Source organism: Peribacillus frigoritolerans (assembly GCF_001636405.1).
GTDB classification, from domain to species: Bacteria; Bacillota; Bacilli; order Bacillales; family DSM-1321; genus Peribacillus; species Peribacillus frigoritolerans.
In genome coordinates this window covers 689,070-712,201 of record NZ_KV440950.1, presented here as the reverse complement: position 1 = coordinate 712,201, position 23,132 = coordinate 689,070, and the positions used below count along the sequence as shown (strand labels likewise).

The window sequence follows — 23,132 nt, the reverse complement described above, 5'->3', positions numbered from 1 at the left end:
TTGCAAAAGAGCTGCCCTGATTACAGGAGCAGCTCTTTTCTGTTTCAATCTTTTAAAAATACCTGGTCGCCCACTTTGATTTCACCTGTTTGCATGACCGAGGCATATACGCCAAAATGATTTTCCCTTTCCTTGACGACAGTTTTCAGCAGTGATGGATCTCTATGTGAATCGCTTGGATCGACAGTTATGATCATACAGCGCTCACAATGCCTTTTGATCTCCAATTCCACTTCATTTCCGATTAGAATCCTTTTTCCGAACCATTGCTCTTCTAAAAAGGGGGTTTTATTCACTAAGGATATAATCAAATTTTGCCTGAATCTCCTGCCATCCAGTTCTTTTCCCCAAAGCTTTGTCAATTCGCCAATCGAGGCATCACTGACAAGCAGGATGTTTTCTTCTTCAATCGCACCTAACGGAATATGTGCAGGATGATAAACAACTGGTTCTGCCTCCTGTTTCAACAACCGTTCCATTTCCTGCTGAAAGGCTCCCTCCCCCCATGTCAAAACGTTTCCTGAAGGGGTCTTCACTTGGATTTCCGGATATTGGTCAAGTGCTTCCTCACCAGAAAAAGCAGCTTGATAACGGACCATTTCCGGGACTTGGGTTATCGTCAGGAACTTCCCATTTTTGCCTTTAAAGGCATGGCTGCGATCACCATATAGTCCATAGTCCATCACCTTCGTTTTTTGTACCTGTTCACCAGTGAATGATTTTACAGGATGACGGGTGATTTCTTGTATATGACCCACCAGCATAAAAAAAACCTCTTTTCATACAATAGTCTGCTGCCATATTATACGTAAACCGGATAATGTAGAATGATTGCGCCAATTTACGTTGTTCTTTTGATTCACTTTGACTTCGGTAAGTCGATAACGGCCAATGTACAGCGTGAAATGCAGATAAGATGATCCTCTTCATCACGGATCTTCACGTCCCACACCATAGTCGTCTTCCCGCGATGGATGATGTTCCCCTCTGCGGTAACAACACCTGAACGGACGCCCCTAACATGATTGGCATTGATTTCAAGGCCGACGACAGCTTGTTTTGTACTATCTACCAGCATCATCCCTCCAAAGCTTGCAACGGATTCCGCAAGCGCAACGGATGCTCCCCCATGCAATAAACCATACGGCTGCCTAGTGCGTTCATCCACAGGCATCGTCGCAATGACTTTCCCCTCGCCGACTTCTTTCATTTCAATCCCAAGCGTGCCTATCAATGAATTTTCAATATTTCTCTCCATCCCATTACCCCCGACTCTCTTGTTTTTTTAGCAAAAAATGAACCGTTATTCATATTAGTATACAAAAAAAGGATGACCCAAGTCTATCAAGTCATCCGTCAATCATGTAAATGTATTATTTGGAGAGGATTTCTTTTAATTCAAACCAGCTTGTCAGTCTTGGAATATCCAATTCCCTGTTATAGGAGTTATCCATTGCATACACTTTCGTTGGAATATCCAATAACGTTTCCAGCACCGCCGGTTTATCATCAAAATAATAATCCAATTCCAATTTGCGGATCGTATCAATTTTTTCATGATCCTTCATCCCGCAGTAAAAATGGTCATCCTTAACCGGAAAGCCGTTTTCGATCAGCCATTTTTTCGTCCTTTCTCCATGCTCCGCTTTTCTGGCGGTGATGTAATAGATTTCATGGCCATCGCGTTCAAGCTCCTGCAGCGTTTCCACTGCGCCCTCGAAGGCTGGACAGGATGAATAATACACTTCATCGGCAAGGCTGTTCCACATCTTGCCCCCAGCCTCTTTATCAAGCCCGAAAGCTTCATGGATCTCCAACGTCTTTAAAGACCTGAATTTCGTTAACTCTATGTTCGTATTAAGCTTTTCATTATAAAGATGGAACGCGAACTCCCTCAAATTAATAAGGGTATCGTCAATATCAAAACCGAATTTCATATCCTTCACTCCTATTCAAACATAAGCGGCGGCAAACTGTGATGCGAAGGACATCTCCTTGTCCACCTGAACGGCCTGTAATCTTTCAATCTCGGCTTTTCTTTTTGGCTCAGCCATTTTAAGTCCAAGGAAGCCAGTATCCCCCTGCAGGATGCATCCAGAAATAAGCTCGGCCAATATATCGGCATCCTTCATGGCACAATTGAGTCCGAACGCACCTGTAGGCGTCATCGTATGGGCTGCATCACCTAATAAAGCAACCCCATCCTTTGTCCACGTCTCACAATAGCTGCTGTAAACATCCAATAAAATGAAGTCCTGCCAAGAGCGGATATTTTCACACACAACCTTTTTTAATTCAGGAAAGGCAAGAAGCAAATCTTCAATGAACGGTTCAAAATGCTGTTTTCGCAAATGGGGAAATGAACCATGCTCTATATTCCAGCCAATTTGGATGAAACCTCCGGCCTGGGTGAAGAGGGCAACCTGGGAGCCATTGACCAATGCCATCTTGATCGAAGGCCTCCACCCCTCCGGAGCAGGAATTTTTGCCCACAGTAAATCATAGCCATGATCTTTAATCTCGACTGGTATTCCCGCCTTTTTTCGAACGATGGAAAACCTGCCGTCCGCTCCGATTATCAATGGACTTTGCACTTCAAGGTCATTCCCGCCATTACGGGCCTTGACACCCGTAAAACGGTTCATTTCATTCTGCATCAAGCCGGTAACCCTCGTATTCATCATCAATTGAAAGGAGTCCAGCTTTTCGGCTTCATTCAATATGGCTTTAAGCAGATGGTTTTGAGGGACATGTATCCCAACATGATCGACAGGCCATTCCGGGATAATGCTTTTGAATATTTGGCCGTCATGCCAATATTCAATTTGTTCCATCCTAAGCAAGCCAAGTTTTTCCACACTATTGAATAAACCGTGCTTTTTAAGAATGCCCTCTCCTTCATCGTTCAAGAACTCGCCCCTGAACTCCCTTGAAACTTCAGAATGCCTTTCAAGCAATACGACTGAAATGTCCTGCTTGGCCAATAGGTAAGCCAGCAGGGCACCTCCAGGACCTGAACCGACTATGCATACATCTGATTTAACCATCATGCCTCTTCACCTGTTGTCTATTTTTATTTAGGATAAGCCGTGATGCGTATGTCCTCACCAAACGTTTCCACGCCAGAGAAGGAAACATCCATCGCTTCATCCATCGTATCCACATTCATGCCAGTATACGGTGTTAGTGAGTTTCTGCCGCCCAATAGTTTAGGGGCTATATAAATCAAGTATTTATCGATGAGCCCTTCCCTAAGGAATGAGGCATTCACTTCGCTTCCGCCTTCCAGCAAGACATCCGTAATCCCCTTTTTATACAGCTCTTCCATTAATGCCGTTAGATTCAGTCCCGTCTCGTTTTTGGGGACGAAAATGAATTCGATCCCTTTTTCACGTAAAAGGTCCATTTTATCCGCAGGTGCATTTTCCTGCGTTACGATCAAGGTCTTCGCATCTGATACTTCTACAACTTTGGCATCCAATGGAACCCGTAATTCACTGTCTAAGATGATCCGGATCGGATTTTCCCCTCCGCCCTCCGGAAGTCTGGTCGTCAGTGATGGATCATCGGCCAACACAGTCCCGATACCAACTAGGATGGCATCCACCTCATCACGGAGCAAATGAACGGAATGACGTGACTCTTCTCCTGTTATCCACTTTGAATGGCCTGTGTGGGTTGCAAGTTTTCCATCGAGCGTCATCGCATACTTCGATATGACAAATGGACGATCCGTCAGCATATTGTGAATAAAACGCTCATTCAGCCTTTGAGCTTCCTTTTCCAGGACGCCGACTTCAACTTCAATGCCTGCATCCTTTATGATCGATATTCCTCTGCCGGCCACTTCCGGATTCGGATCTTGAGTCGCAACCACCACTCGCCGGACACCTGATTCTTTCACCAAATTGGCACAAGGAGGCGTCTTTCCATAATGGGAACAAGGCTCAAGAGTCACATAAAGCGTTGCACCTTCTGCATACTCACCCGCCATTTTAAAAGCATGTACTTCCGCATGCGGTTCACCCGCTTTACGGTGGATCCCTGTCCCGGCTATCACACCGTCTTTCACTATGACTGCCCCGACCACTGGATTTGGATTCGTCTTTCCTTTAGCACTGGCTGCCAAATCCAGTGCCAGCTTCATGTAATATTGATCATCATTCATTCTATAGCTCTCCTTATACAATCAAAGTTGGCTTCTTTTTGGGAATATGTCCAGACTTCTTGACCTTTGTATCGAGATAGAAACTATTATCTTCCGTCAAACCGCCCCATAGCGGAATATGGTCCTTTGCCGCAAGTCCATGCTTCATGAGGGCATCCAGCTTTTTGGGGTTGTTCGTGATTAAAGTAACCGGATCCTTACGCAGTTCCCTCAATACGCGAATGGCTCCCTCGTAAGATCGCGTATCATCTTCGAATCCTAAAGCCTCATTCGCCTCGACCGTGTCATAACCTTCCTGCTGAAGCAAATAGGCAAGAGATTTGGAAAATAGGCCAATCCCTCTTCCTTCATGGTCCGCAAGGTAAAAAATGGCCCCGCACCCATGCTCGGCTATCATCTTCATCGATTGGTGGAGCTGGTAGCCGCAATCACAGCGTTTACTGCCGAAGATATCACCTGTGTGGCAGATGCTATGCATCCGGACAAGTGCATCCTCCGACTTTTCAAAATCACCATAAACCAATACGGAGGATTGCTGTCCAAAAGCGAGGTTCGCTTCCGAAAGAGAATCAAGCACCGTATCCTTGTCATTATCCGCACCGTCAAGCTGAAGCCATGTATACCATTGGAAAACTGTTGAGAAATCTCCTTGTTCAACCGGCAGGTTCACAGGTCCCACAAGGCATATATCAGCTTTACCGAGGGTTTGGATGATATTCATTTTATCTATTAAAAGGTCTTTTGTTTCCTGGGTTATTTTCATGTTAACATCACCTATTTTATAATTTATAGTGTGCCTTCTCCTTACTTTAGGTAAGTAAGTATATTACTATACACTATACCTGTCAATGAAGCAGTTTACAAATAATAGTGTGTCTTTGATCATAATTTTCAAGAAGTTATTTTGCAGAAAAAGGTCATTCAAAAACCGCTATCATATCGGCTGGCCTTTATACATATTTTAACGTATAACGAAAACGTGTCTATAGACAGACCTAATGAAAGGAAGGAAACCTTTTGGAGGATTTCCCTTATTTTTTATATGATCCTATCCTATTTCCGCCTCACGCCAGGAATCGGACATTGCGTCCCTACTTGGCAACCAATCCAGATCTGCTAGTCAAATCGGCAAAGACCTCGCAATCTTTGATGCTTGATGTAAAAAAAGTCATGGATACTATAGCCACATCCAAGCCTTTCTCGAACCGGTTGATGACTGCTGCCCAAGCATCGCAAAAAAATGTCGTGATCGATATGATCCGAAAGATAGGAATTAAGAACGAACCTGATATCACGTATAACCCCGATGGGATCCGTTTTGATTTCTATCCTAAAGCAGGGGAAGAAAATTGCCATATCATCGTCAGCTTGAAATGGAGGGATGCATAACGTCCGTCCAACACCTTTTTGGTAAAAAAACCGAAGCCTATTTTCGGCTTCGGATATTTGGGTTCATCTTGTTTTCGTTTCAAAGGTTTCAACCAATAGTGCAAGCGTGCGTGCCATGACACCGGTAGCCCCCGATGTGCACAATTCGGAGTTGCTCGAGGTTGTGGAAGTTCCGGCAATATCCAGATGGACCCACGGAGTGTCTTCGGCAAATTCACCGATGAAGGCGCCGCCCATGATTGCATGTCCCGCCCCTCCAGGTGAATTATTCAAATCCGCTATTTTACTATTGCGTACCCGCTCTTTATCCTTTTCCGTAATCGGCAATCTCCAAATGGGCTCCCCGGCCTCCTCTGAGGCTTTGACCACTTGTTCATAGAATTCCGTGTCATTTGTCATTGCACCCGTCATATCCATGCCCAGCGCCGTTATGACACCACCCGTTAAAGTCGCAACGTCAATAAGATAGTCAGCACCATGATGTTTAGCGTAAGTCATGGCATCCGCCAAAACCAGACGGCCTTCCGCATCCGTGTTCAATACCTCTATCGTCTTGCCGCTCATGGCAGTGATCACGTCATCGGGCTTGAATGCATCACCGCTGATCATGTTATCGGTGGAAGGAATGACCGCCACGACATTTTGGTCCGGTCCCAATTCGCCGATGATTTCCATTGCACCTAAAACGGCTGCCGCACCGCCCATATCCGTCTTCATTCCAACGATACCAGCCTTCGTTTTCAATGAGTATCCACCCGTATCGAATGTGATCCCTTTACCGACCAACCCGATAACATCCTTCCATTCATCCTTACCTTGATACTTCAGGACGATCATTTTCGGAGGCTCGACCGAACCTTTATTGACAGCAAGGAGTGCGCCCATTCCCAACTTGAGCATGTCCTCCTTCTCGAGGATCTCCACTTCAAACCCATAACGTTCGCCCAAGGCAGATGAATAATCCGCCAAATCCGTGGAAGTCAGCAAATTGCCTGGTGTATTGACCAAAGTTCTCGCTGAGTTCGTCGCCCTTCCGAATATCCTCCCTACATGAAGCGCGGCACCGACCTCTTCTTGATCAAATTCACTGTAAACCGTAATCGATTCAAGGCTTTTTTCGACCTGGTTCGATTTTTGCTTGTATCCGTCAAACTTATAGGAAGCAAGTTCAAAAGCCTCGGAACAAGCATGGGCTGCGTCCAATGCATCCAGATTTTCAGTCGTGAATGTATCCAACGCGATCGAAAGTGTCGTAATCTTGGATTCTTTAATCGTCTTACGCGCTTTTCCTAACGCTTCGCGGAGCGTTTCAAAAGATAGCTCCTTTTCCTTGCCCAATCCTACAAAAATCAATCTCTTTACGCTTAATTTACCTAATGTATGTATTTTGACCACTGATTTTTTCTTGGAAGAGATTTCCCCGGCTTTCACCAACTCTGTCAGCTGGCCATCCAATCGTTCATCCGCTTCTTTTCCTATCCCTGTGAACTTTACGGGTCTGTCAAATACGCCTAGAATCAGGCATTCATCAATCAAATCAATATTTAAGGAATTTTTTACTGTGAACATTCTGCTACCTCCTCCATTCTATTACATTCATTATAACGAAATCTTCAAAAATTTTCGAATAAGGTCCGCGAAAATAATAATAACAAGGTATATTGTTTAGAATGGGTGACTTTAGAGTAATAGTATAAGAAAGATCATATTTATACCTATACCGGCAGGGAATCGACAGGACTGAATGGAACTAATAATAAGGGCCTTATTCCGAACAGGATGCATTTACCCATATATGGATTTCATCTTTACTTATAACTAGAAAGAAGGCTGATACTCTTGGAATTATTACTCAACTTCCCTTTAATCGCAGCATTGATTGCCATTTTCTTTGCTCAATTCATCAAAGTGCCAATCCACTTCATAGCATTTCGTAAAGTGAACTGGTCACTCATTAACTCCACAGGCGGTATGCCAAGCTCCCACTCTGCGGCCGTATCAGCCCTGACCGTGGCGGTAGGGATCGAAACCGGAATGGATTCCCCTGTATTTGCCGTTGCCGCGATCTTTGCAATCATCACGATGTTCGACGCGACAGGAGTGAGACGGCAGGCAGGAGAACAGGCAGCCGTCTTGAACCAGCTCGTTACCGACTTCAATACCTTTGTCGAGCAAGCAAAGAACTGGCAGAAAAAAGCTGATAAACAGAAACAGCAGCAATTAAAGGAACTGTTGGGCCATAAGCCAATCGAGGTATTTTTCGGAGCCTTGACCGGGGTATTCATTGCATTGGCACTTCACTTTTTCATCTTTCAAGGGTAGGTGTTCAATTTGAAAATAATCTCTCTTTGCCCCAGCAATACGGAACTATGCACATATCTAGGAATCGAAGATCAGCTGATCGCCATCGATGACTACTCTGATTGGCCTGAAACCCTACAGCATCTTCCTAAGGTGGGGCCCGACTTATCAATCGATATCGATCATGTGGAATCACTAAAACCCGATTTGGTGCTGGCTTCACTGAGTGTACCGGGTATGGAAAAAAACATTGAGGGGCTAAAAGAACGGAACATCCCCCATATCATCTTCAACCCGCAATCGCTTGAAGATATCGCAAAAGATTTACTGACCTTGGGCGAGGCGATGGATCTTAAGGAAAAAGCAGAGGAACAGGCTGCCAAATTCCGTGATGCCATCCTTCAATATAAAAACATCGCCGATAAAATCGAAACAAAGCCGTCCCTGTATTGGGAATGGTGGCCTAATCCCTTATTCAGCCCCGGGGGAGTTAATTGGCTTTCCGAAATCAGTACGCTTGCGGGAGGATATAACCTTTTCGAGGATGTCGACATGGCAAGCATTCAAGTTACTTCCGAAGAGGTCCAAAAAAAGGATCCCGACCATATTTGCTTAGCATGGGTCGGTGTCCCTTTACGTAAAGTAAACCCTGCGCTTGTCAAGAAACGGCAAGGGTGGACTGATATGAAGGCCGTCCGGAATAACCGTATTCATATCATGGAAGAACCTTTATTCTGCCGGCCTTCCCCGCGTTTGCTGGATGGGCTGTCCATATTGGCAAAGACTCTGCATCCTGAAGCCTACAAAGGCATGCCCTAAGGGCGTCCCAAATGAAACAGAAAAGGCTGCCTCAATTGAGGCAGCCTTTCACTTTCCTCTTTAAAAAGCAAAGGAAGCTACATTCTCATTCAATGTTTTCTCAGCGATTTTCGGCTTGAATACCTGCTTGATCTTGGTTTCATTCAACCTGCTTAACTGTTGTTCGGATAACTCGCCGTTCCCTTTTTGGACAACATATACTTCAAGGGTTTTCTTTCCCCAGTTCTCGTACACATCCTGTACCGTTTCGTAGTATAGATCCAGGTGATTCCCTTTGATCGCACCACCCTTGTCCGCTACAACCCCATATCCATAGCCCGGAATCCAAAGGATGGTTCCGAGAGGGAATACGGCAAGATCGGCGGCAATGGTGGAAAACAGATCCCGTTTCACTTTCACCCCTGAATATGTAATTCCATAAGATGGGCTTTCCGGGTACTTTCCGGTTGATTCATACCCTGCTGTATATCCTGTAGCCAAAACTTCATGCTTCGGGTATTTCGAAAGCTCGATTGCCTCCGCTATCGTCGTGGGACCATTGCTCGCGGATGCCGATGCCATTAGCGTTGCCACTTGCCCCCCACTATAAATCGCTTTATATTCGAGACCAAGCATTCGATGTTGTCTCATTGCCTCTTCAAAAGGATGATCTTCAGGAACTGCCCCAAAAACATGATTCAAGGTCGATTCGATGGCCAGGATAAATAATATGATAATAGCAACCCTCAAAAATAATGCCTTCACAATCTTCATATGTATCAATTCCACTCCTCTCACAAGGATATTTGTTCCCTTTACGGAGTGAAAGTATTCATAAAGCATGGAAAGAACCAATTTTTCTTACAAAAAAGGCTCTTTTCGTAAAGATCGTTGTTTATAAAACGAAACTATTCGATTGATTGGAGCGGAAGTGCCAGACTGCCTGCGGGAGCAGCGGGACAGGTGAAGACCCCACAGGGTTTACGCCAAGGATACTCACCGCCCCGCGGAAAGCGAGCATCTGGAGCGGAAGTGCGAGACTCATGCGGGAACAGCGGAAAGCGAGCATCTGGAGGGGAAATCAACCACACCGCACTACTTAGTGAATAGCAACAAAGTATGCGAAAACAAAAAGGACCGTCCATACATGACGGCCCTTCCCTTATTAAAACATTTGATATCCTTTATTCCTTAGAATCCTGATGACCACACCAGCTAAAACCGCACCAAGCAGCCCGCTTGATAAAATAATGATGTCTGCCGTATGCAGGGATGTAAGGTTCGTACCAAGATTGGAAAAAGATATTCCCGGATTCCTAAAATATTCTATTAGCTTTGTTTCATTGACAATGATGATGAAGACGATTGGAAATAAGAAGACCATGATCCACGAAGAACGAAAGAGCATATTCAGCAAAAAGCCAATTCCGAAAAACAATATGAAAAATAAGAGTATTGAGATAATTAAAACAGGCAATGGCATGTTATTCTTGACCCTCCTTAAAAGCGACACCTTTAGTTTACTGAAAAAATAATTGCTGCGTCAACGACTTATACCAAATAATACCGAAGAAAAGATAATTACCCAAATTACAAGAATAGTTTATATGATGTATATCCAAATTGATCTCCCGGATTCAACCCGTCAAGCATCGTCTGCATTCTTTCCTTTTTAAAAGCTAAAAGCTGTTCCAATAGCAACGATTGCTTCCCTTCCTTCATGAGTAAATCAGGGTGATAAAATTTAGCTTCATATAATTCATCCAATTGAGCATTTACTTCAAAACTGAGCGGTTTAAGTAAAAATATCAACATATTATCACTTATATCCCCTTTGATGACTCCGCTTCTCACTCCTACGATGCCTTCGATTTCTGTATGAATGCCCGTCTCCTCCAGCACTTCCCTTACGACAGCTTCATCGACGGTTTCATCATTTTTGACAAAACCTGCCGGAAGCGACCATTGCCCTTTCAATCCGCCATACCTTTTGTTCACGACAAGCCACTCACCTTTATCCGATATCACAAGGCCGGACACTGCCAGCCAAACATTTTTGCAACGTTCCACCAAAACCCACTTCCCCTACATTCATTATTTAGTAAAGATGATGCCAAAGATAATTTCCTTGATCAAACTTCGTCATCCCCATTATATTCCACACAAAAAAATTGCATACTCCGCTATGACACACTCATCGATGGATGGGATGCCAATGAAAAAGCCATTCAGGGACAATCCCCAAATGGCCATTATTGATCTATCAAAAAAATTAAAGAACGTTGAATTTACCTTTTTTAGCAACAAGTGAGGCTCCGCCAATCATTAACAATGCCCTGTTATCAACCATTTTCTTCATGAATGATGCAGTCTTACCTGTAACTTTCTTGCCGAAGACAACACCAATCGCATTATCTTCACCGAGTGAACATACCGTTCCTTTGTTTTCGAAGGTGAACGTTTCCAGGTCGCTTTCGTTACGAACCAATTTAGTCAGGTTCTTTGCAATGACCTCACCTTGCTGCATCGCTATTTGTGCAGTAGGTGGATATGGACGATTAATTTCCTCGTTGATGATCAAAGCGCAATCCCCTACGATGAAGATATCGTCATGCCCCGGTGCCCGCATGTCAAGGTTCACTTTAATACGTCCGCGCATAGCTTCAAAACCGGAAGCTTCTATCACGGAGTTTCCACGTACGCCAGCTGCCCATACAACGGTGCCCGCTTTGATTTCTTCCACTTCATCTTCGCCTTTCGCCACGATGATGCCTTCAGGAGTCGCCCCCTTGATCGGTGTGCCGATTTTGAATTCCACACCTTTTTTCTCAAGGTAAGATACTGCATAATCCACCAATTCCGGATCGAAGCCAGGAAGGACGGCTGGAGCTGCCTCCACACAGTACATGCGGACCTTTTGGAAATCGATGTCGTATTCTTTACAAAGTTCAGGGACACGGTTAGCCAATTCGCCAAGGAATTCGATACCCGTAAATCCTGCTCCTCCAACAACGATCGTCAAGCGGTCTTCATTCTTTTCGACCTCAGTACTGTACGTCGCGAATTGCAATTGGATATGGTCACGGATTTTACGTGCCGTGTTCACGTTAGAGATAGAGAAAGCATATTCTTTTAGCCCCTGGATTCCGAATGTTTCCGATTCAGGTCCAAGACCAATCACTAAATAATCATAAGAAATTTCGCCGTTTTCAAGGATGACTTTTTTGTTCTCCGTTTTCACTTCCAAAACGGAATCCTGGATGAATTTAACTTTGCTGTTAATGACACTTTTGATTGGATAGCGCACACGATCATGATGAAGCGTTCCAGCGGATGCTTCATGCAGCCATGTTGTTTCATAGTGGTAATCATTTTTGTTAACTAATACGATTTCTGCTTCATTTTGACCTAACGCCTTCTGTAAGCGAGTAACAGTCATCAATCCACCATAACCTGCTCCTAAAACAACGATTGTTGGCTTTTTCAAAAGTATTCTTCCACCTTTACGATATTTTCTTGTGATGCTTTCCATAACTAAAATATATTGTCTATCTTTATAATTTCCATTATAAAAAGCACTCTTATACATTTGTGACGTATTTCACGTAACACTTCATAAATGTCATAAAAAATTCATAAAAAATTTACCAAATGATATCTAAGTAAATATTAGTCTTTTTCCTTACCTTTTTCAAGTAACAAACCGAACTTTTTCGGGTTAAAATATAGCCGGAAAACATTACTTTTCACCCAGTTGCGACCATATTTATACGATATGCTCAACATTGGCAAAGGGTAATTTCACCCGGATTTGAAAGCGGATACAGAACATCCATCAGGAAACTGCGCAAATATAGTCAAAACTTTCCCACTTTTCTAACTTTCTCCGTTTTTTAAAAGATCATCTATGTTAAAATAAGAGAATAAATTTCAGCAAACCTAGTATATCGGAGGGATAACGTTGGAAGTTAATGAAAAAGTTTATGATATTACAATCATTGGCGGAGGCCCGGTTGGATTATTCACTGCATTTTATGGAGGAATGAGACAGGCATCCGTAAAAATCATCGAGAGCCTGCCACAATTAGGCGGACAATTGTCGGCCCTTTATCCTGAGAAATACATCTATGATATCGCTGGTTTCCCAAAAGTGCGAGCTCAGGAGCTAGTGAATAATTTGAAAGAACAAATGGCAAAGTTCGAACAGGATGTCGTCCTGGAGCAAGCCGTTCAAGAAGTGGAAAAGCAAGCCGATGGAGTGTTCAAGTTAACGACTGATAAAGAAATCCATTACTCCAAAACGATTATCATCACAGCTGGAAATGGGGCTTTCCAACCCCGCCGCATCGAAATTGAAGATGCAAAAAAATATGAAAACGGCAACCTTCACTATTTCATCGATGACCTCAATCATTTTGCCGGCAAAAAAGTGGTCGTCTTCGGCGGTGGGGATTCAGCAGTGGACTGGGCCTTAATGCTGGAGCCGATTGCCGAGAAAGTGAGCATCATTCACAGAAGGGATAAGTTCCGTGCCCATGAACATAGTGTAGAAACACTTAAAAATTCAAAAGTGGAAATAAAGACTCCATACATACCTGCAGAGTTGATTGGTACAGACGGACGTATCCATACAATTGTCATCAAGGATACAAATGGTGACGATACAGAGACGATGGATGTAGATGCAGTCATCGTCAATTACGGCTTCGTTTCTTCTCTTGGTCCCATTAAGGAATGGGGACTTGATATCCAGAAGAACAGCATTTTGGTGAATTCCAGAATGGAAACGAATATTCCGGGGATTTATGCAGCAGGCGATATTGCAACCTATGATGGCAAAGTAAAATTGATTGCCAGTGGTTTTGGTGAGGCACCCACTGCCGTCAATCATGCCAAACAATATATTGACCCAAAAGCAAAAGTTCAGCCGATGCACAGTTCTTCCATGTTTTAATTATATTACGCAAAAACCGGCTTTCATGGCCGGTTTTTTTTTGTCCCCAATTCGATGATTGTGGATAAGTTTTTTCAATTAGTTATCCACAGTGCTTACCCTTGTCATTATATTGGGTAAAGAGTAGGAGAAGCCATGAAAGGGGAATGCATCCAAGAATATTTTAATTGCAGGGGCTAACGGCACGACCGGAAAGCAGATCATTGGGGAATTATCAAAAATTGCAATTGACCGTATACGGGATGACAAGGAAAGAGGAACAAGCTCAAACGATAAAAGAACTCGGCGGGCATCCAATCTTGCAGATTTAGAGGGAAATGTGGATAAAGCAGTGGATAACATGGAAGCCATCATTTTTGCCGCCGGATCCGGACCCGAAACTGGGCCGGATAAAACGACAGCTGTGGATAAGAATGGTGCCATTAAACTGGTTGATGCCGCCAAAAAGAAAGGGTTCGAACGTTTTGTCATGTTAAGCTCAGTCGGTTCTGATAATCCGGAACAAGCCCAAGAAGAAATGCACCATTATCTTGAAGCAAAACATGATGCCGATGAACATTTAAAGCAAGCGGGCTTACATACACGATTGTCCGGCCGGTTACTTTGACAAATGAACAAGCGATTGGCACAATCTTTGCGGATGAGAAAGTGGATCATACTGATAAGTCCATTCCAAGAGCCGATGTCGCACCGTTCTTGCCCAATCTGTCACAGAGGAAAAAACGTTCCATAAAACATTCGAGATATTCAGCGGCACCCTCCCAATCAAGGAGGCCCTGAACAATATGTAAGGCAGTATGGAAAAGGGGCACTTGTTAAATTGCCCCCTGGACTAGACTGTAGAAACATTCAAAGAAAAGCATGTTTGCCTACCGTTTTTTTTAAAAAACGTAGTTGATTTCAGAAATCCGCTCCCTTTCCGCCGACTGTTTGCCAAGCGTCTGTTTGGTCTTGGCTAGCCAGTTATTCGGCAGGAGTGTCGCAAATTTCTTCATTTACAATAAAAAACAGTAAGGATAATCTAGTCTCGTGTTAGGATGAGACCATCCTAATCCCTCTTGTAAAAAACAAACAAAGGAGGCACTTATTAAAGTGCCCCCTTTTCCATGTATTGGAGTTTACTTAGCAGTTCTCCGGCGTACCGGCATTTTTAGCCGTTTTGAAGGAAGACCCGCAACCGCATGAAGCGATGGCATTTGGGTTTTCGATCGTAAAGCCTCCGCCCATCATCGTTTGCTTATAATCAATTACCGTTCCATTCAATATATCTGCATCCTCGGAATTAACAAGGATCTTAATTTCAAACTGTTCCAACTGGCTATCTTTTTCTCCGGGCTCTTGTTCAAAGCCCATTCCGTAGGATAATCCACTGCAGCCTCCGCCTTTAACGGCCACTCTTAAAAAGGAACCCTCTTCACCATTATGTTTCATCATTTCTTTTATCTGAAAAGCGGCAGCTTCCGTTATTTGAACAACTTCACTCACAATAAATTCCTCCTTCTTCTGAATATGTGAGATAGAACCATTTCTCTTTATAGTATATACCAAAGAAATTCCCGCGCTCAATTTTCCAGCTTGGAAAAATTCATATTCCCCCACCTATTTTACCAACTAAAATTAGTCTATAACAATAGGTATAGGTATAATGGGCCAATTCGTTGAACCCAATCCTAAAATACAATAAGAGGTAATCACCATCGAAAGTATATATCCTCTATATGACAAAATCATGGAATGCCTTTTATGCAAACAAAAATCATCCAATTAAAAGGTACGGTCACGTTTTGTAAAAGTTGCTAAATATGACACGGACTTTTGTTCCATTCATGCTGATTCAGCCGTAAACTCACTTTACTATAATATTTTTGTATGCTCTCACTGCGGCTTTTCATATTCCGCGGATTTTTCCCGGTACCCCCCCCCCACTACAATGGAAATCATTTTGGAAAAAGTCAGCTCCCATGGGTTCCCCATCATTTTAACAAGGAAAGATCCATTAAAGACGCGATCAATACATACAAGCTGGCGAGTTATTGCGGAGCTTTAAAAAAGGAAAAACATATAATCTTTGCTGGAATCTGTTTACGGATAGCCTGGTTATATAGGATAAAACCAAATCAAGGAACAAGAAGAAATATTTTAAAGTTCGCCCTAGAGGAATACGAAGCATCGTATTCAACAGGGGACTTCAGCGTCACCCAGGTATCCGAAGCCAGGATCCTATATCTCGCTGGGGAAATCTTATGGAAGACAGGCCAGGAAAGGCAGCCATCAAGTACTTTCCATTCGTGTCCCAAAAAATGCCCGGAAAGCCTCTCTCATCCAGATGGCCAGACACCGCTTTCAGGAATTCAAACGGACCCAGGAAACAATCCACCCTTTGCTGCAGCACTGATAAAAAAAGGGCTGTCCCTTCCAGGAACAGCCTTTTATCCGCCGTGATGATTAAGACATTTCAAATTCATCAATGTACTTATATATTTTATCTACCAATTCATCCGTTGTGTCACCAAAAACCACTTCACCGTTTACAAGTGCATATAAGTTACTGGAGCATCTGCCGCAATGTCCCAGGCAACCATATTCTATGATATCCAAATTCGGATCCCGCTCCAATCTTTCGAGAGCCTCCTGAGCCCCGCTGGCTAGATTGCTTACGCAAAATTCAATAATCGGGTACATTGTTTCACCTCACAGTTACTAACAACTCATCTTATTACTTTTCCCATTAACAGTCAATATTTACGCATAAAAAATAAGCCTATTTCAAGATATCGGTTGTGATTTCCTTTTATATTCGTTATACTTTTGTCGGGGTACGTAAAAAAAGAAAATTATCTAATTTTTTATTCTTACTACAAATTGGGGTATATATATTTAATTAAACTTTTAAGGGGACCATTTGGGGGAATCCTATAGTTAAGTGCTAATCAAATTTTTCAAGAGATCAAATAAAGGGGAAAAAATCATATGAAGAATCTAGTCATACTTGGTGGCGGGTATGGTGGTATGCGCATGTTGCAAAGATTGCTGCCTAATCAGCTTCCTGAAAATGTGAGCATCACGCTTATCGACCGTAATCCTTATCACTGCTTAAAAACGGAATATTATGCTTTAGCAGCAGGTACCATTCCAGATCAGCACATCCGTGTTGCATTTCCTGAACATCCTCGCTTGAAGAACGTATACGGAGAAGTACTTTCCATCGACATGGAAAATAAACAGGTCATTATAGAAAATCAAGATCCTGTCGTTTATGATGATTTAGTCATTGGCCTTGGCTGCGAAGACAAATACCACGATATTCCTGGTGCAGACATACACACTTACAGTATCCAAACAATTGATAAATCACGCCGCACATATTCAGCTTTGAATAATTTAGGTGCCGGTGCAACCGTTTCTATCGTTGGTGGCGGACTGAGCGGTGTTGAGCTTGCAAGTGAATTGATTGAAAGCCGTTCAGATTTAAACGTTAAGCTATTTGACCGTGGACCGCATATTCTATCTGCTTTCCCAGAAAGATTAAGTACTTTTGTCGAATCATGGTTCGATAAACATACCATCGAAATCGTCCATCATTCAAATATTACGAAAGTTGAACCAAACCTTCTTTACAATGGCGACGAAGCCGTTCAAAGCGACGTCATCGTATGGACAGCTGGAATTCAGCCAAGCAAGATCATCCGCGATATGGATATTGAAAAAGACCGTCAAGGAAGAGCCGTTCTGACTCCTCAGCATTTCCTTCCTAATGATGACAGCATCTTTGTAGTCGGCGACTGTGCGAGCCTGCCTCATGCACCTAGTGCTCAATTAGCGGAGTCCCAAGCTGAGCAAATCGTCCAAGTCCTTGTGAAGAAATGGGCAAATGAACCACTTCCTGAAAGCTTCCCTACCATGAAATTAAAAGGAACATTAGGTTCCCTTGGGAAGAAACAAGGTTTTGGTCTTGTTGCAAATCGCCCAATCACCGGCAGAGTGGCACGCCTAATGAAATCAGGCATTCTGTGGATGTATAAATACCATAACGGTTGATTATAAACTGGCCCAATGAGCTGCATGCAGCCCATTCATGGGTCAGTTTTTCTTATTTCTTCCATTATATATCACACTCGCACTGAGTATCCATATTTCTCCATCGTTTCCACCACTTTTTTGAGACGGACATTTCCTTCCGCAACGATTTCACCTTCGATGAGGACCAGTGGATAAAATAAATCTTCCTCGATCATTTTCTCGGCAAAGCTCTTTTGCTTCAATGTTTCTGGTGGGTTATACATATCTATATAGGATATTTTGAATGGCTGCTCAGGAAATTTTCTCGTTAAAGCGGCTTCAAGCCACTCGCAGGTATCTTTCGAAGAGGGGAGATTCACACAACTGGCGCAAATTTGCTCCGCTCCATACACTTCTATCTCAATATCTTTCCTTACCATACTCTTCCTCCTTCAGCTTATTATAGTTGCTTCATTTGAATAATGTTTAAAACTTCACCTGTTTTCATCATACCAGAATAATATAGATTATATTTCCGCAAAGTTACAGTTGGATTTTTTATTACCTTCGCATTATAATATGATTAGGAAAGGAGTCGATTGCAATGTCTGAACAAACAATGGAAGTTCAAGTTCAAGAAGTCCTAGATAAGCTTCGTCCGTTTCTTCTTCGTGATGGCGGTGACTGTGAACTAGTTGACGTAGAAGATGGAATTGTAAAATTACGATTACTAGGAGCTTGCGGAAGCTGTCCTAGTTCGACCATTACGCTAAAAGCTGGGATTGAGCGTGCCCTTCTTGAAGAAGTTCCTGGTGTAGTGGAAGTTGAACAAGTTTTCTAATAGCCCTTTAAATATCATGCAGCGTATGGATGAAGGATCACTTCATCTATACACGTTCAACCTTTTTTCATGCAGGCCGGAATTTTTTTGCGGACTGTAATAAAAATAAAGCTGACTCGGCTTTTGCCCTATCAAATGAATTGATACGGCTTGACACGGGTCAGCTTTTTTATATGGCAAATGAACACGGCTCACGATTTCAAAAACTTCAATTCCTTTTTTTCCTGTTCAGAAAGGATTGCAGTATAACTTCCATCATTATCGATTTCCAATTCCTTCACATGGAATTCCGGAAATCTATCCTTCAATCCAGTGAGCAAACCTTCACTTTTTTCTGGAGATGCCAAGCATAAAACAGTTGGTCCTGCTCCGCTTAATGCCGCACCAAATCCGCCTTCATTGTGGACGACTTCTTCTATAAGCGCTAAATGAGGGACCAACTCCGCTCGATATGGCTGATGGAAACGATCACTTTGCATCATTTCACCAACAAGTTTCCAATCTTTCGATAGAACTCCTGCAAGCATTACATTTGCGGCTGCACTCCCGCTTATCGCATCTTTATAGGAAAGCGAATTCGGAAGGACATTTCTTGAATCCTCAGTTAGCAATTCAAAATGGGGAATGACAGCGATCACCTTAACTCCCTCGATCGGAAACGACACGACATCCGTCCTTTCCTCCGTATGAATGCCCACAACCAATCCACCATACACAGATGCCCCCGCATTATCGGGATGCCCTTCAAAGAGGGAAGCATGCCTATTCTTCTCCTCATTTGATAAATGAAGCTCACCAACGATGTTTGCCAATTCAATTCCCGCCACAATGGCAGATGCACTGCTTCCAAGCCCGCGCGCCAGTGGAATTTCGCTAGAGACGAAAAGCCGGCATGGGGAAAGTTCCTTTCCATAGGAGGCCGCCGTTTCCTTGGCAATTTGGACGATATAATTATTATCATCCCTTGGAAAAACAGACATTTCCTCTGAAAGCGGGACGACTTTCCAATGATCTGATGGAGATCCGTGTATTTCCAAGTAAAGTCCTAGCGCCAAGCCGATGGAATCGAAACCTGGCCCTAAGTTGGCCGTACTTGCTGGTACACGGATCAAGAACATCTCTGATTCCGCACTCATGCCTGTTTCACACCTTGCAGATGTTCTAAAATGACTTCTTCATCCATTGGCAGCAATGTAGGTTGAATCGTGCTTGTATTGACTGCCACATTCGGATCCTTCAATCCATTTCCAGTCAATACAGCAACAATCTTACTTCCTTTTTTGATTTCACCGCTTTTTAATTGTTTATAGATACCTGCAATGGAAGCACATGATGCCGGCTCTGCAAATACCCCTTCTTTTTTAGCAAGGAAATGATAGGCTTCCAGAATTTCTTCGTCTGTCACCTCATCAATTTTGCCTTTGGATTCATTTGCCGCTTCCACAGCAAACTTCCAACTTGCAGGATTTCCAATCCGGATGGCCGTTGCGATCGTTTCTGGATTTTCAATAATGCTATCCCGGACAATTGCAGCCGCTCCTTCAGCTTCGAACCCTCTCATTTCAGGAAGGCCCGTTTGTTTCGATTCGTTATATTCCTTAAAGCCTTTCCAGTAAGCCGTTATATTCCCTGCATTCCCGACTGGCAGCGCCAAAATATCCGGTGCGGAGCCGAGAGCATCACAAATTTCGAAAGCAGCTGTCTTCTGCCCTTCAATCCGGTATGGGTTGACCGAATTCACAAGAGTTATCGGTGAACTCTCACTAAGCGAACGGACGATCTTTAAAGCTTGGTCGAAGTTCCCTTCGATCGAGATGATTTCCGCTCCATACATAACGGCTTGGGCAAGCTTGCCCATGGCTATTTTACCTTCCGGGATGACGACGATACAGCGCAGGTTGGCACGGGCCGCATAAGCTGCTGCAGCTGCAGATGTATTCCCTGTGGATGCACAGATGATCGTGTCGCTGCCGTCTTCTATCGCTTTGGCGACGGCCATGACCATTCCGCGGTCCTTAAATGACCCAGTTGGATTTGCCCCTTCATATTTTACATGTAAGTCGATTCCCCACTCTTCGGATAATCGATTCAGTCTGATTAAAGGTGTATTGCCCTCCAAAAGGGTTAGTGCAGGCGTATTTTCATTGACGGGTAAAAAATCTTTATACGTGCTTATAAGTCCTTGCCAGCTCATTTGATGTCCTCTCCTTCAACTCTGTATGTGCTTTTCACTTCTCTTACCATATTGTAATCATGTAATTTCTGTATTATTTGCTCAAATGCAGCCTTTGTGGCAGTATGCGTAACTAATACGATTTCGGAAGATTCCTTTTCATCCAGCGGCAATTGAAGGATTTTATCGAATCCTACCCCGTGCTCGGCAAATAAATTCGTGATTTTGGCTAAAACGCCAACTTCATCCTGAACATGTAACCGAATGAAGAATTTAGCGAAAATTTCAGTGGCATCTTTTAATTGTTTCGGGTATTGAGGTGCAACGGCACTGCGGCCATTTACGCCCAGCCTCATATTCTTGATGACCGTCACCATATCAGAAACGACTGCAGTCGCAGTAGGAAGACTGCCAGCCCCCGGTCCGTAAAACATCGTTTCCCCTACGGCTTCCCCATAAACGTATACAGCATTATACTCATTATTTACCGATGCCAACGGATGTGCTTCCGGAAGAAGTGCAGGCTGGACACTTACGTCGACCCTATCTCCTGCCCTGGAAGCGACCCCAATCAATTTCATTGTATAACCAAGCTTCTTGCTATATCTCAAATCCTCTTCGGATATCTCGGTAATGCCTTGTACCTCAACATCATTCAAGCCAATGTTCATTGAGAACCCGAGTGTTGATAGGATCGCCATTTTACGGGCCGCATCCAATCCGCCTACATCCGCTGTCGGATCGGCTTCAGCAAATCCCAGCTCCTGGGCTTCCTTCAATACGTCATCATAAGCTCTGCCTTCCTTGCTCATTTTCGTTAAAATGAAGTTTGTCGTTCCATTGACGATTCCCATCATTTTCGTGATGCGGTCAGAAGATAACCCATCGACAAGACCGCGTAAAATCGGAATTCCCCCTGCAACACTTGCTTCATAGAACAAGTCACATTGATTATCGGTGGCCAATTCCAACAGTTCCGGTCCATGTAAAGCCATTAGGTCTTTGTTGGCCGTAACGATATGCTTTTTATTTTTTATCGCTTCTATTAGATAGCCGCGTGTTTCTTCGATTCCGCCCATCACTTCTATTACAACATCAATCTCGGGATTCGAAAGGATATCCTCAGGATTGTCCGTTAACATTCCTTTTTCGACCGCGACAAGCCGCTCCTTCGTCGTGTCTTTCACTAGTATCTTCTTAATGGATATGGAACAGCCCACTTGATGCATGAGCTTGTCCTGGTGGCTTTCAATGATTTGTACGACTCCTGATCCGACTGTACCTAACCCTAATAAACCGATCGAGATGGCTTTCATATTTTGGTTCCCCCTTAAAACTGTTTGCCTGTAGAAAACATTTGTATTTGTATAGTAGACATTATAAGTTTAATTCACATAATTATCAATAGTTAGAAAAGATGGATGCACGAACTTTTTTCGTCCATCCCTTGAACGAGTAAGAACGGGTAACGTTTATTTTTTTTATGGGAAAACCATTTTGATGATTATTACTTAACGCTCTTCAATGAATCATTTGTACCCATTACAATATGTGGCTTTTGCACGGGATCCATCCATTTCAGTAAACTGAGGACATTGCTTTCGGCAGTGGCTGTACATCCCGCCGTCGGTTTTGTACCCCCTCTCCATATATGGAGAAAGATTGCACTGCCTTTTCCTTTTATGATGGGATCCGTATTATAATTGATGACCGCTCCATACCTATACAGTTCATGATTCATTCTTTCAAAAGACTTCCATTTAACTGCAGGATTTCCTTTATAGGTTTTCCACTTGTTATAATCCTTGGATGTCTGATCATCAATCCAGTAGTCATATTTGGTCGTTTTCTTATAACCCATTTTCATTCCGGCCGGCTTCGTTTCGCTTCCAAAGGCCGTACCAAAGGAAAAAATTCCAACCGGGGATTTCCCATCCCCCTCTTTTTTGCTCTTCGTGAAGCCGTTCTTCCCAATGACACCCTCCATCTTCTTCAATGCCCGGCGCCATTCCCCTTGTTTCTTCTCATAAGTTTGGATCGTTACCTTCGTATCACTCATCGATTTACCTGTCGCCGATACAACTTGGTTAACGCCTTCCCTCCTATCGAATTTCTTCAGAAGAGCTTTTTCATCAGTACTGAAAACCTCTTTTACATCTGCCATATTGATATATGCGGCCTTATTTGCGTGACAGATTTCATACCAGTTTCCAGTTCTCCCGCTTGCCGATAATTCTTTATTTTTCTTATACGTTTTTAACGTTTTACTGGCAGCCGACGCCTTTTCTTTCACATCCGCTTCAGACTTCATGACAATCTTGAATTGAGTCGATTCGCAATTTGTTTTCGATTCAGCTTTCACAAGATCCGCCGTTTGGATGATTAAAAAGGCTATAACGGCGGCCATCATCAATCTTTTCATAATCCCATCCTTCCGCAGTGATTAAATATCTAATTATTCTAAAAAATCTTGTTATCATCATAACATAGTAAGTAAGAATGAATCATA

24 protein-coding genes and 2 pseudogenes are annotated in these 23,132 nt (G+C 43.3%); 8 read left to right on the top strand and 18 right to left on the bottom strand.

Annotated features, from left to right (window positions below):
- Positions 1-44 precede the first annotated feature (44 nt).
- From A6755_RS03430 to A6755_RS03405, 6 genes are all read right to left on the bottom strand, one after another.
- A complete protein-coding gene (locus A6755_RS03430; protein ID WP_063589777.1) occupies positions 45-764 on the bottom strand; it encodes an MOSC domain-containing protein in 720 nt (239 codons plus the stop codon).
- A 95-nt stretch (positions 765-859) separates the two neighbouring features.
- A complete protein-coding gene (locus A6755_RS03425; protein WP_034310237.1) occupies positions 860-1,258 on the bottom strand; it encodes a hotdog fold thioesterase in 399 nt (132 codons plus the stop codon).
- A gap of 115 nt (positions 1,259-1,373) precedes the next feature.
- Positions 1,374-1,937 carry a 5' nucleotidase, NT5C type gene (locus A6755_RS03420; RefSeq protein ID WP_063589776.1) on the bottom strand — a complete coding sequence of 188 codons (564 nt, stop codon included), beginning with the start codon at positions 1,935-1,937 and terminating at the stop codon, positions 1,374-1,376.
- A 15-nt stretch (positions 1,938-1,952) separates the two neighbouring features.
- Positions 1,953-3,050, bottom strand: a complete 1,098-nt coding sequence (locus tag A6755_RS03415; protein ID WP_063589775.1) for an FAD-dependent monooxygenase — start codon at positions 3,048-3,050, stop codon at positions 1,953-1,955.
- A 23-nt stretch (positions 3,051-3,073) separates the two neighbouring features.
- Complete coding sequence (gene ribD / locus A6755_RS03410) at positions 3,074-4,168, bottom strand: bifunctional diaminohydroxyphosphoribosylaminopyrimidine deaminase/5-amino-6-(5-phosphoribosylamino)uracil reductase RibD (protein ID WP_063589774.1); 1,095 nt, start codon at positions 4,166-4,168, stop codon at positions 3,074-3,076.
- Between the two features lie 13 nt (positions 4,169-4,181).
- Positions 4,182-4,931, bottom strand: coding sequence for a GTP cyclohydrolase II (locus A6755_RS03405; RefSeq protein WP_063589773.1), 750 nt, complete (start codon positions 4,929-4,931; stop codon positions 4,182-4,184).
- Between the two features lie 254 nt (positions 4,932-5,185).
- Here A6755_RS03405 and A6755_RS03400 point away from each other — a divergent pair, with 254 nt between their 5' ends.
- Positions 5,186-5,557, top strand: coding sequence for a YuzC family spore coat inner layer protein (locus A6755_RS03400; protein ID WP_052137354.1), 372 nt, complete (start codon positions 5,186-5,188; stop codon positions 5,555-5,557).
- Between the two features lie 63 nt (positions 5,558-5,620).
- Here A6755_RS03400 and A6755_RS03395 read toward each other — a convergent pair whose 3' ends face one another.
- Entirely contained in the window at positions 5,621-7,126 is a 1,506-nt protein-coding gene (locus A6755_RS03395; protein ID WP_034310224.1) for a leucyl aminopeptidase, read from the bottom strand.
- A 270-nt stretch (positions 7,127-7,396) separates the two neighbouring features.
- Between A6755_RS03395 and A6755_RS03390 the strand changes: the two genes are divergently transcribed.
- Together A6755_RS03390 and A6755_RS03385 are read left to right on the top strand one after the other, a co-directional pair.
- A complete protein-coding gene (locus tag A6755_RS03390) occupies positions 7,397-7,879 on the top strand; it encodes a divergent PAP2 family protein (RefSeq protein WP_034310222.1) in 483 nt (160 codons plus the stop codon).
- 9 nt (positions 7,880-7,888) lie between these two features.
- A complete protein-coding gene (locus tag A6755_RS03385; RefSeq protein WP_063589772.1) occupies positions 7,889-8,677 on the top strand; it encodes a cobalamin-binding protein in 789 nt (262 codons plus the stop codon).
- 60 nt (positions 8,678-8,737) lie between these two features.
- Here the strand turns inward: A6755_RS03385 and A6755_RS03380 are convergent, their stop codons facing one another.
- The 4 genes from A6755_RS03380 to A6755_RS03365 all read right to left on the bottom strand — a co-directional run bounded on the left by A6755_RS03380 (position 8,738) and on the right by A6755_RS03365 (position 12,143).
- Positions 8,738-9,430, bottom strand: a complete 693-nt coding sequence (locus A6755_RS03380; protein ID WP_063589771.1) for a 3D domain-containing protein — start codon at positions 9,428-9,430, stop codon at positions 8,738-8,740.
- A 391-nt stretch (positions 9,431-9,821) separates the two neighbouring features.
- Positions 9,822-10,139 carry a YuiB family protein gene (locus A6755_RS03375; RefSeq protein WP_034310217.1) on the bottom strand — a complete coding sequence of 106 codons (318 nt, stop codon included), beginning with the start codon at positions 10,137-10,139 and terminating at the stop codon, positions 9,822-9,824.
- A 107-nt stretch (positions 10,140-10,246) separates the two neighbouring features.
- Entirely contained in the window at positions 10,247-10,726 is a 480-nt protein-coding gene (locus A6755_RS03370) for an NUDIX domain-containing protein (protein ID WP_053537405.1), read from the bottom strand.
- 202 nt (positions 10,727-10,928) lie between these two features.
- Positions 10,929-12,143 (bottom strand): NAD(P)/FAD-dependent oxidoreductase, encoded by a 1,215-nt coding sequence (locus tag A6755_RS03365; RefSeq protein ID WP_034310214.1) that lies wholly within the window; start codon positions 12,141-12,143, stop codon positions 10,929-10,931.
- A gap of 474 nt (positions 12,144-12,617) precedes the next feature.
- Here A6755_RS03365 and A6755_RS03360 point away from each other — a divergent pair, with 474 nt between their 5' ends.
- Together A6755_RS03360 and A6755_RS27455 are read left to right on the top strand one after the other, a co-directional pair.
- Positions 12,618-13,610, top strand: coding sequence for an NAD(P)/FAD-dependent oxidoreductase (locus A6755_RS03360; RefSeq protein ID WP_034310210.1), 993 nt, complete (start codon positions 12,618-12,620; stop codon positions 13,608-13,610).
- A gap of 160 nt (positions 13,611-13,770) precedes the next feature.
- Positions 13,771-14,390, top strand: a pseudogene (locus A6755_RS27455) (NAD(P)H-binding protein).
- A gap of 342 nt (positions 14,391-14,732) precedes the next feature.
- On the opposite strand, the gene A6755_RS03350 reads toward A6755_RS27455, so the two are convergent.
- Positions 14,733-15,095 (bottom strand): HesB/IscA family protein, encoded by a 363-nt coding sequence (locus A6755_RS03350; protein ID WP_063589770.1) that lies wholly within the window; start codon positions 15,093-15,095, stop codon positions 14,733-14,735.
- Between the two features lie 295 nt (positions 15,096-15,390).
- Here A6755_RS03350 and A6755_RS28190 point away from each other — a divergent pair.
- Positions 15,391-16,052, top strand: a pseudogene (locus A6755_RS28190) (DUF2225 domain-containing protein); the annotation flags it as partial.
- A gap of 3 nt (positions 16,053-16,055) precedes the next feature.
- On the opposite strand, the gene A6755_RS03340 reads toward A6755_RS28190, so the two are convergent.
- Positions 16,056-16,292: a YuzB family protein gene (locus A6755_RS03340; RefSeq protein WP_063589769.1), complete on the bottom strand. Its 237-nt coding sequence runs from the start codon at positions 16,290-16,292 to the stop codon at positions 16,056-16,058.
- Positions 16,293-16,580: 288 nt separating this feature from the next.
- On the opposite strand from A6755_RS03340, the gene A6755_RS03335 reads away from it, so the two are divergent.
- The gene (locus A6755_RS03335) at positions 16,581-17,648 is read left to right on the top strand and encodes an NAD(P)/FAD-dependent oxidoreductase (RefSeq protein WP_048687320.1); all 1,068 of its coding nucleotides are present in this window, start codon (positions 16,581-16,583) and stop codon (positions 17,646-17,648) included.
- 71 nt (positions 17,649-17,719) lie between these two features.
- Here the strand turns inward: A6755_RS03335 and A6755_RS03330 are convergent, their stop codons facing one another.
- Positions 17,720-18,049: a YuzD family protein gene (locus A6755_RS03330; RefSeq protein WP_063574758.1), complete on the bottom strand. Its 330-nt coding sequence runs from the start codon at positions 18,047-18,049 to the stop codon at positions 17,720-17,722.
- Between the two features lie 164 nt (positions 18,050-18,213).
- Here A6755_RS03330 and A6755_RS03325 point away from each other — a divergent pair, with 164 nt between their 5' ends.
- The gene (locus A6755_RS03325) at positions 18,214-18,450 is read left to right on the top strand and encodes a NifU family protein (RefSeq protein ID WP_034310199.1); all 237 of its coding nucleotides are present in this window, start codon (positions 18,214-18,216) and stop codon (positions 18,448-18,450) included.
- 191 nt (positions 18,451-18,641) lie between these two features.
- On the opposite strand, the gene thrB is transcribed toward A6755_RS03325, so the two are convergent.
- The 4 genes from thrB to A6755_RS27445 form a co-directional block, all read right to left on the bottom strand.
- Entirely contained in the window at positions 18,642-19,586 is a 945-nt protein-coding gene (thrB, locus tag A6755_RS03320) for a homoserine kinase (protein WP_063589768.1), read from the bottom strand.
- Positions 19,583-20,644 carry a threonine synthase gene (thrC, locus tag A6755_RS03315; protein ID WP_063589767.1) on the bottom strand — a complete coding sequence of 354 codons (1,062 nt, stop codon included), beginning with the start codon at positions 20,642-20,644 and terminating at the stop codon, positions 19,583-19,585. Before thrC ends, thrB begins: the two co-directional genes overlap by 4 nt.
- Entirely contained in the window at positions 20,641-21,939 is a 1,299-nt protein-coding gene (locus A6755_RS03310) for a homoserine dehydrogenase (protein ID WP_034310194.1), read from the bottom strand. The genes thrC and A6755_RS03310 overlap by 4 nt, the downstream gene beginning before the upstream one ends.
- A 191-nt stretch (positions 21,940-22,130) precedes the next feature.
- Positions 22,131-23,045: a L,D-transpeptidase family protein gene (locus A6755_RS27445; RefSeq protein WP_244889624.1), complete on the bottom strand. Its 915-nt coding sequence runs from the start codon at positions 23,043-23,045 to the stop codon at positions 22,131-22,133.
- Positions 23,046-23,132: the final 87 nt, after the last annotated feature.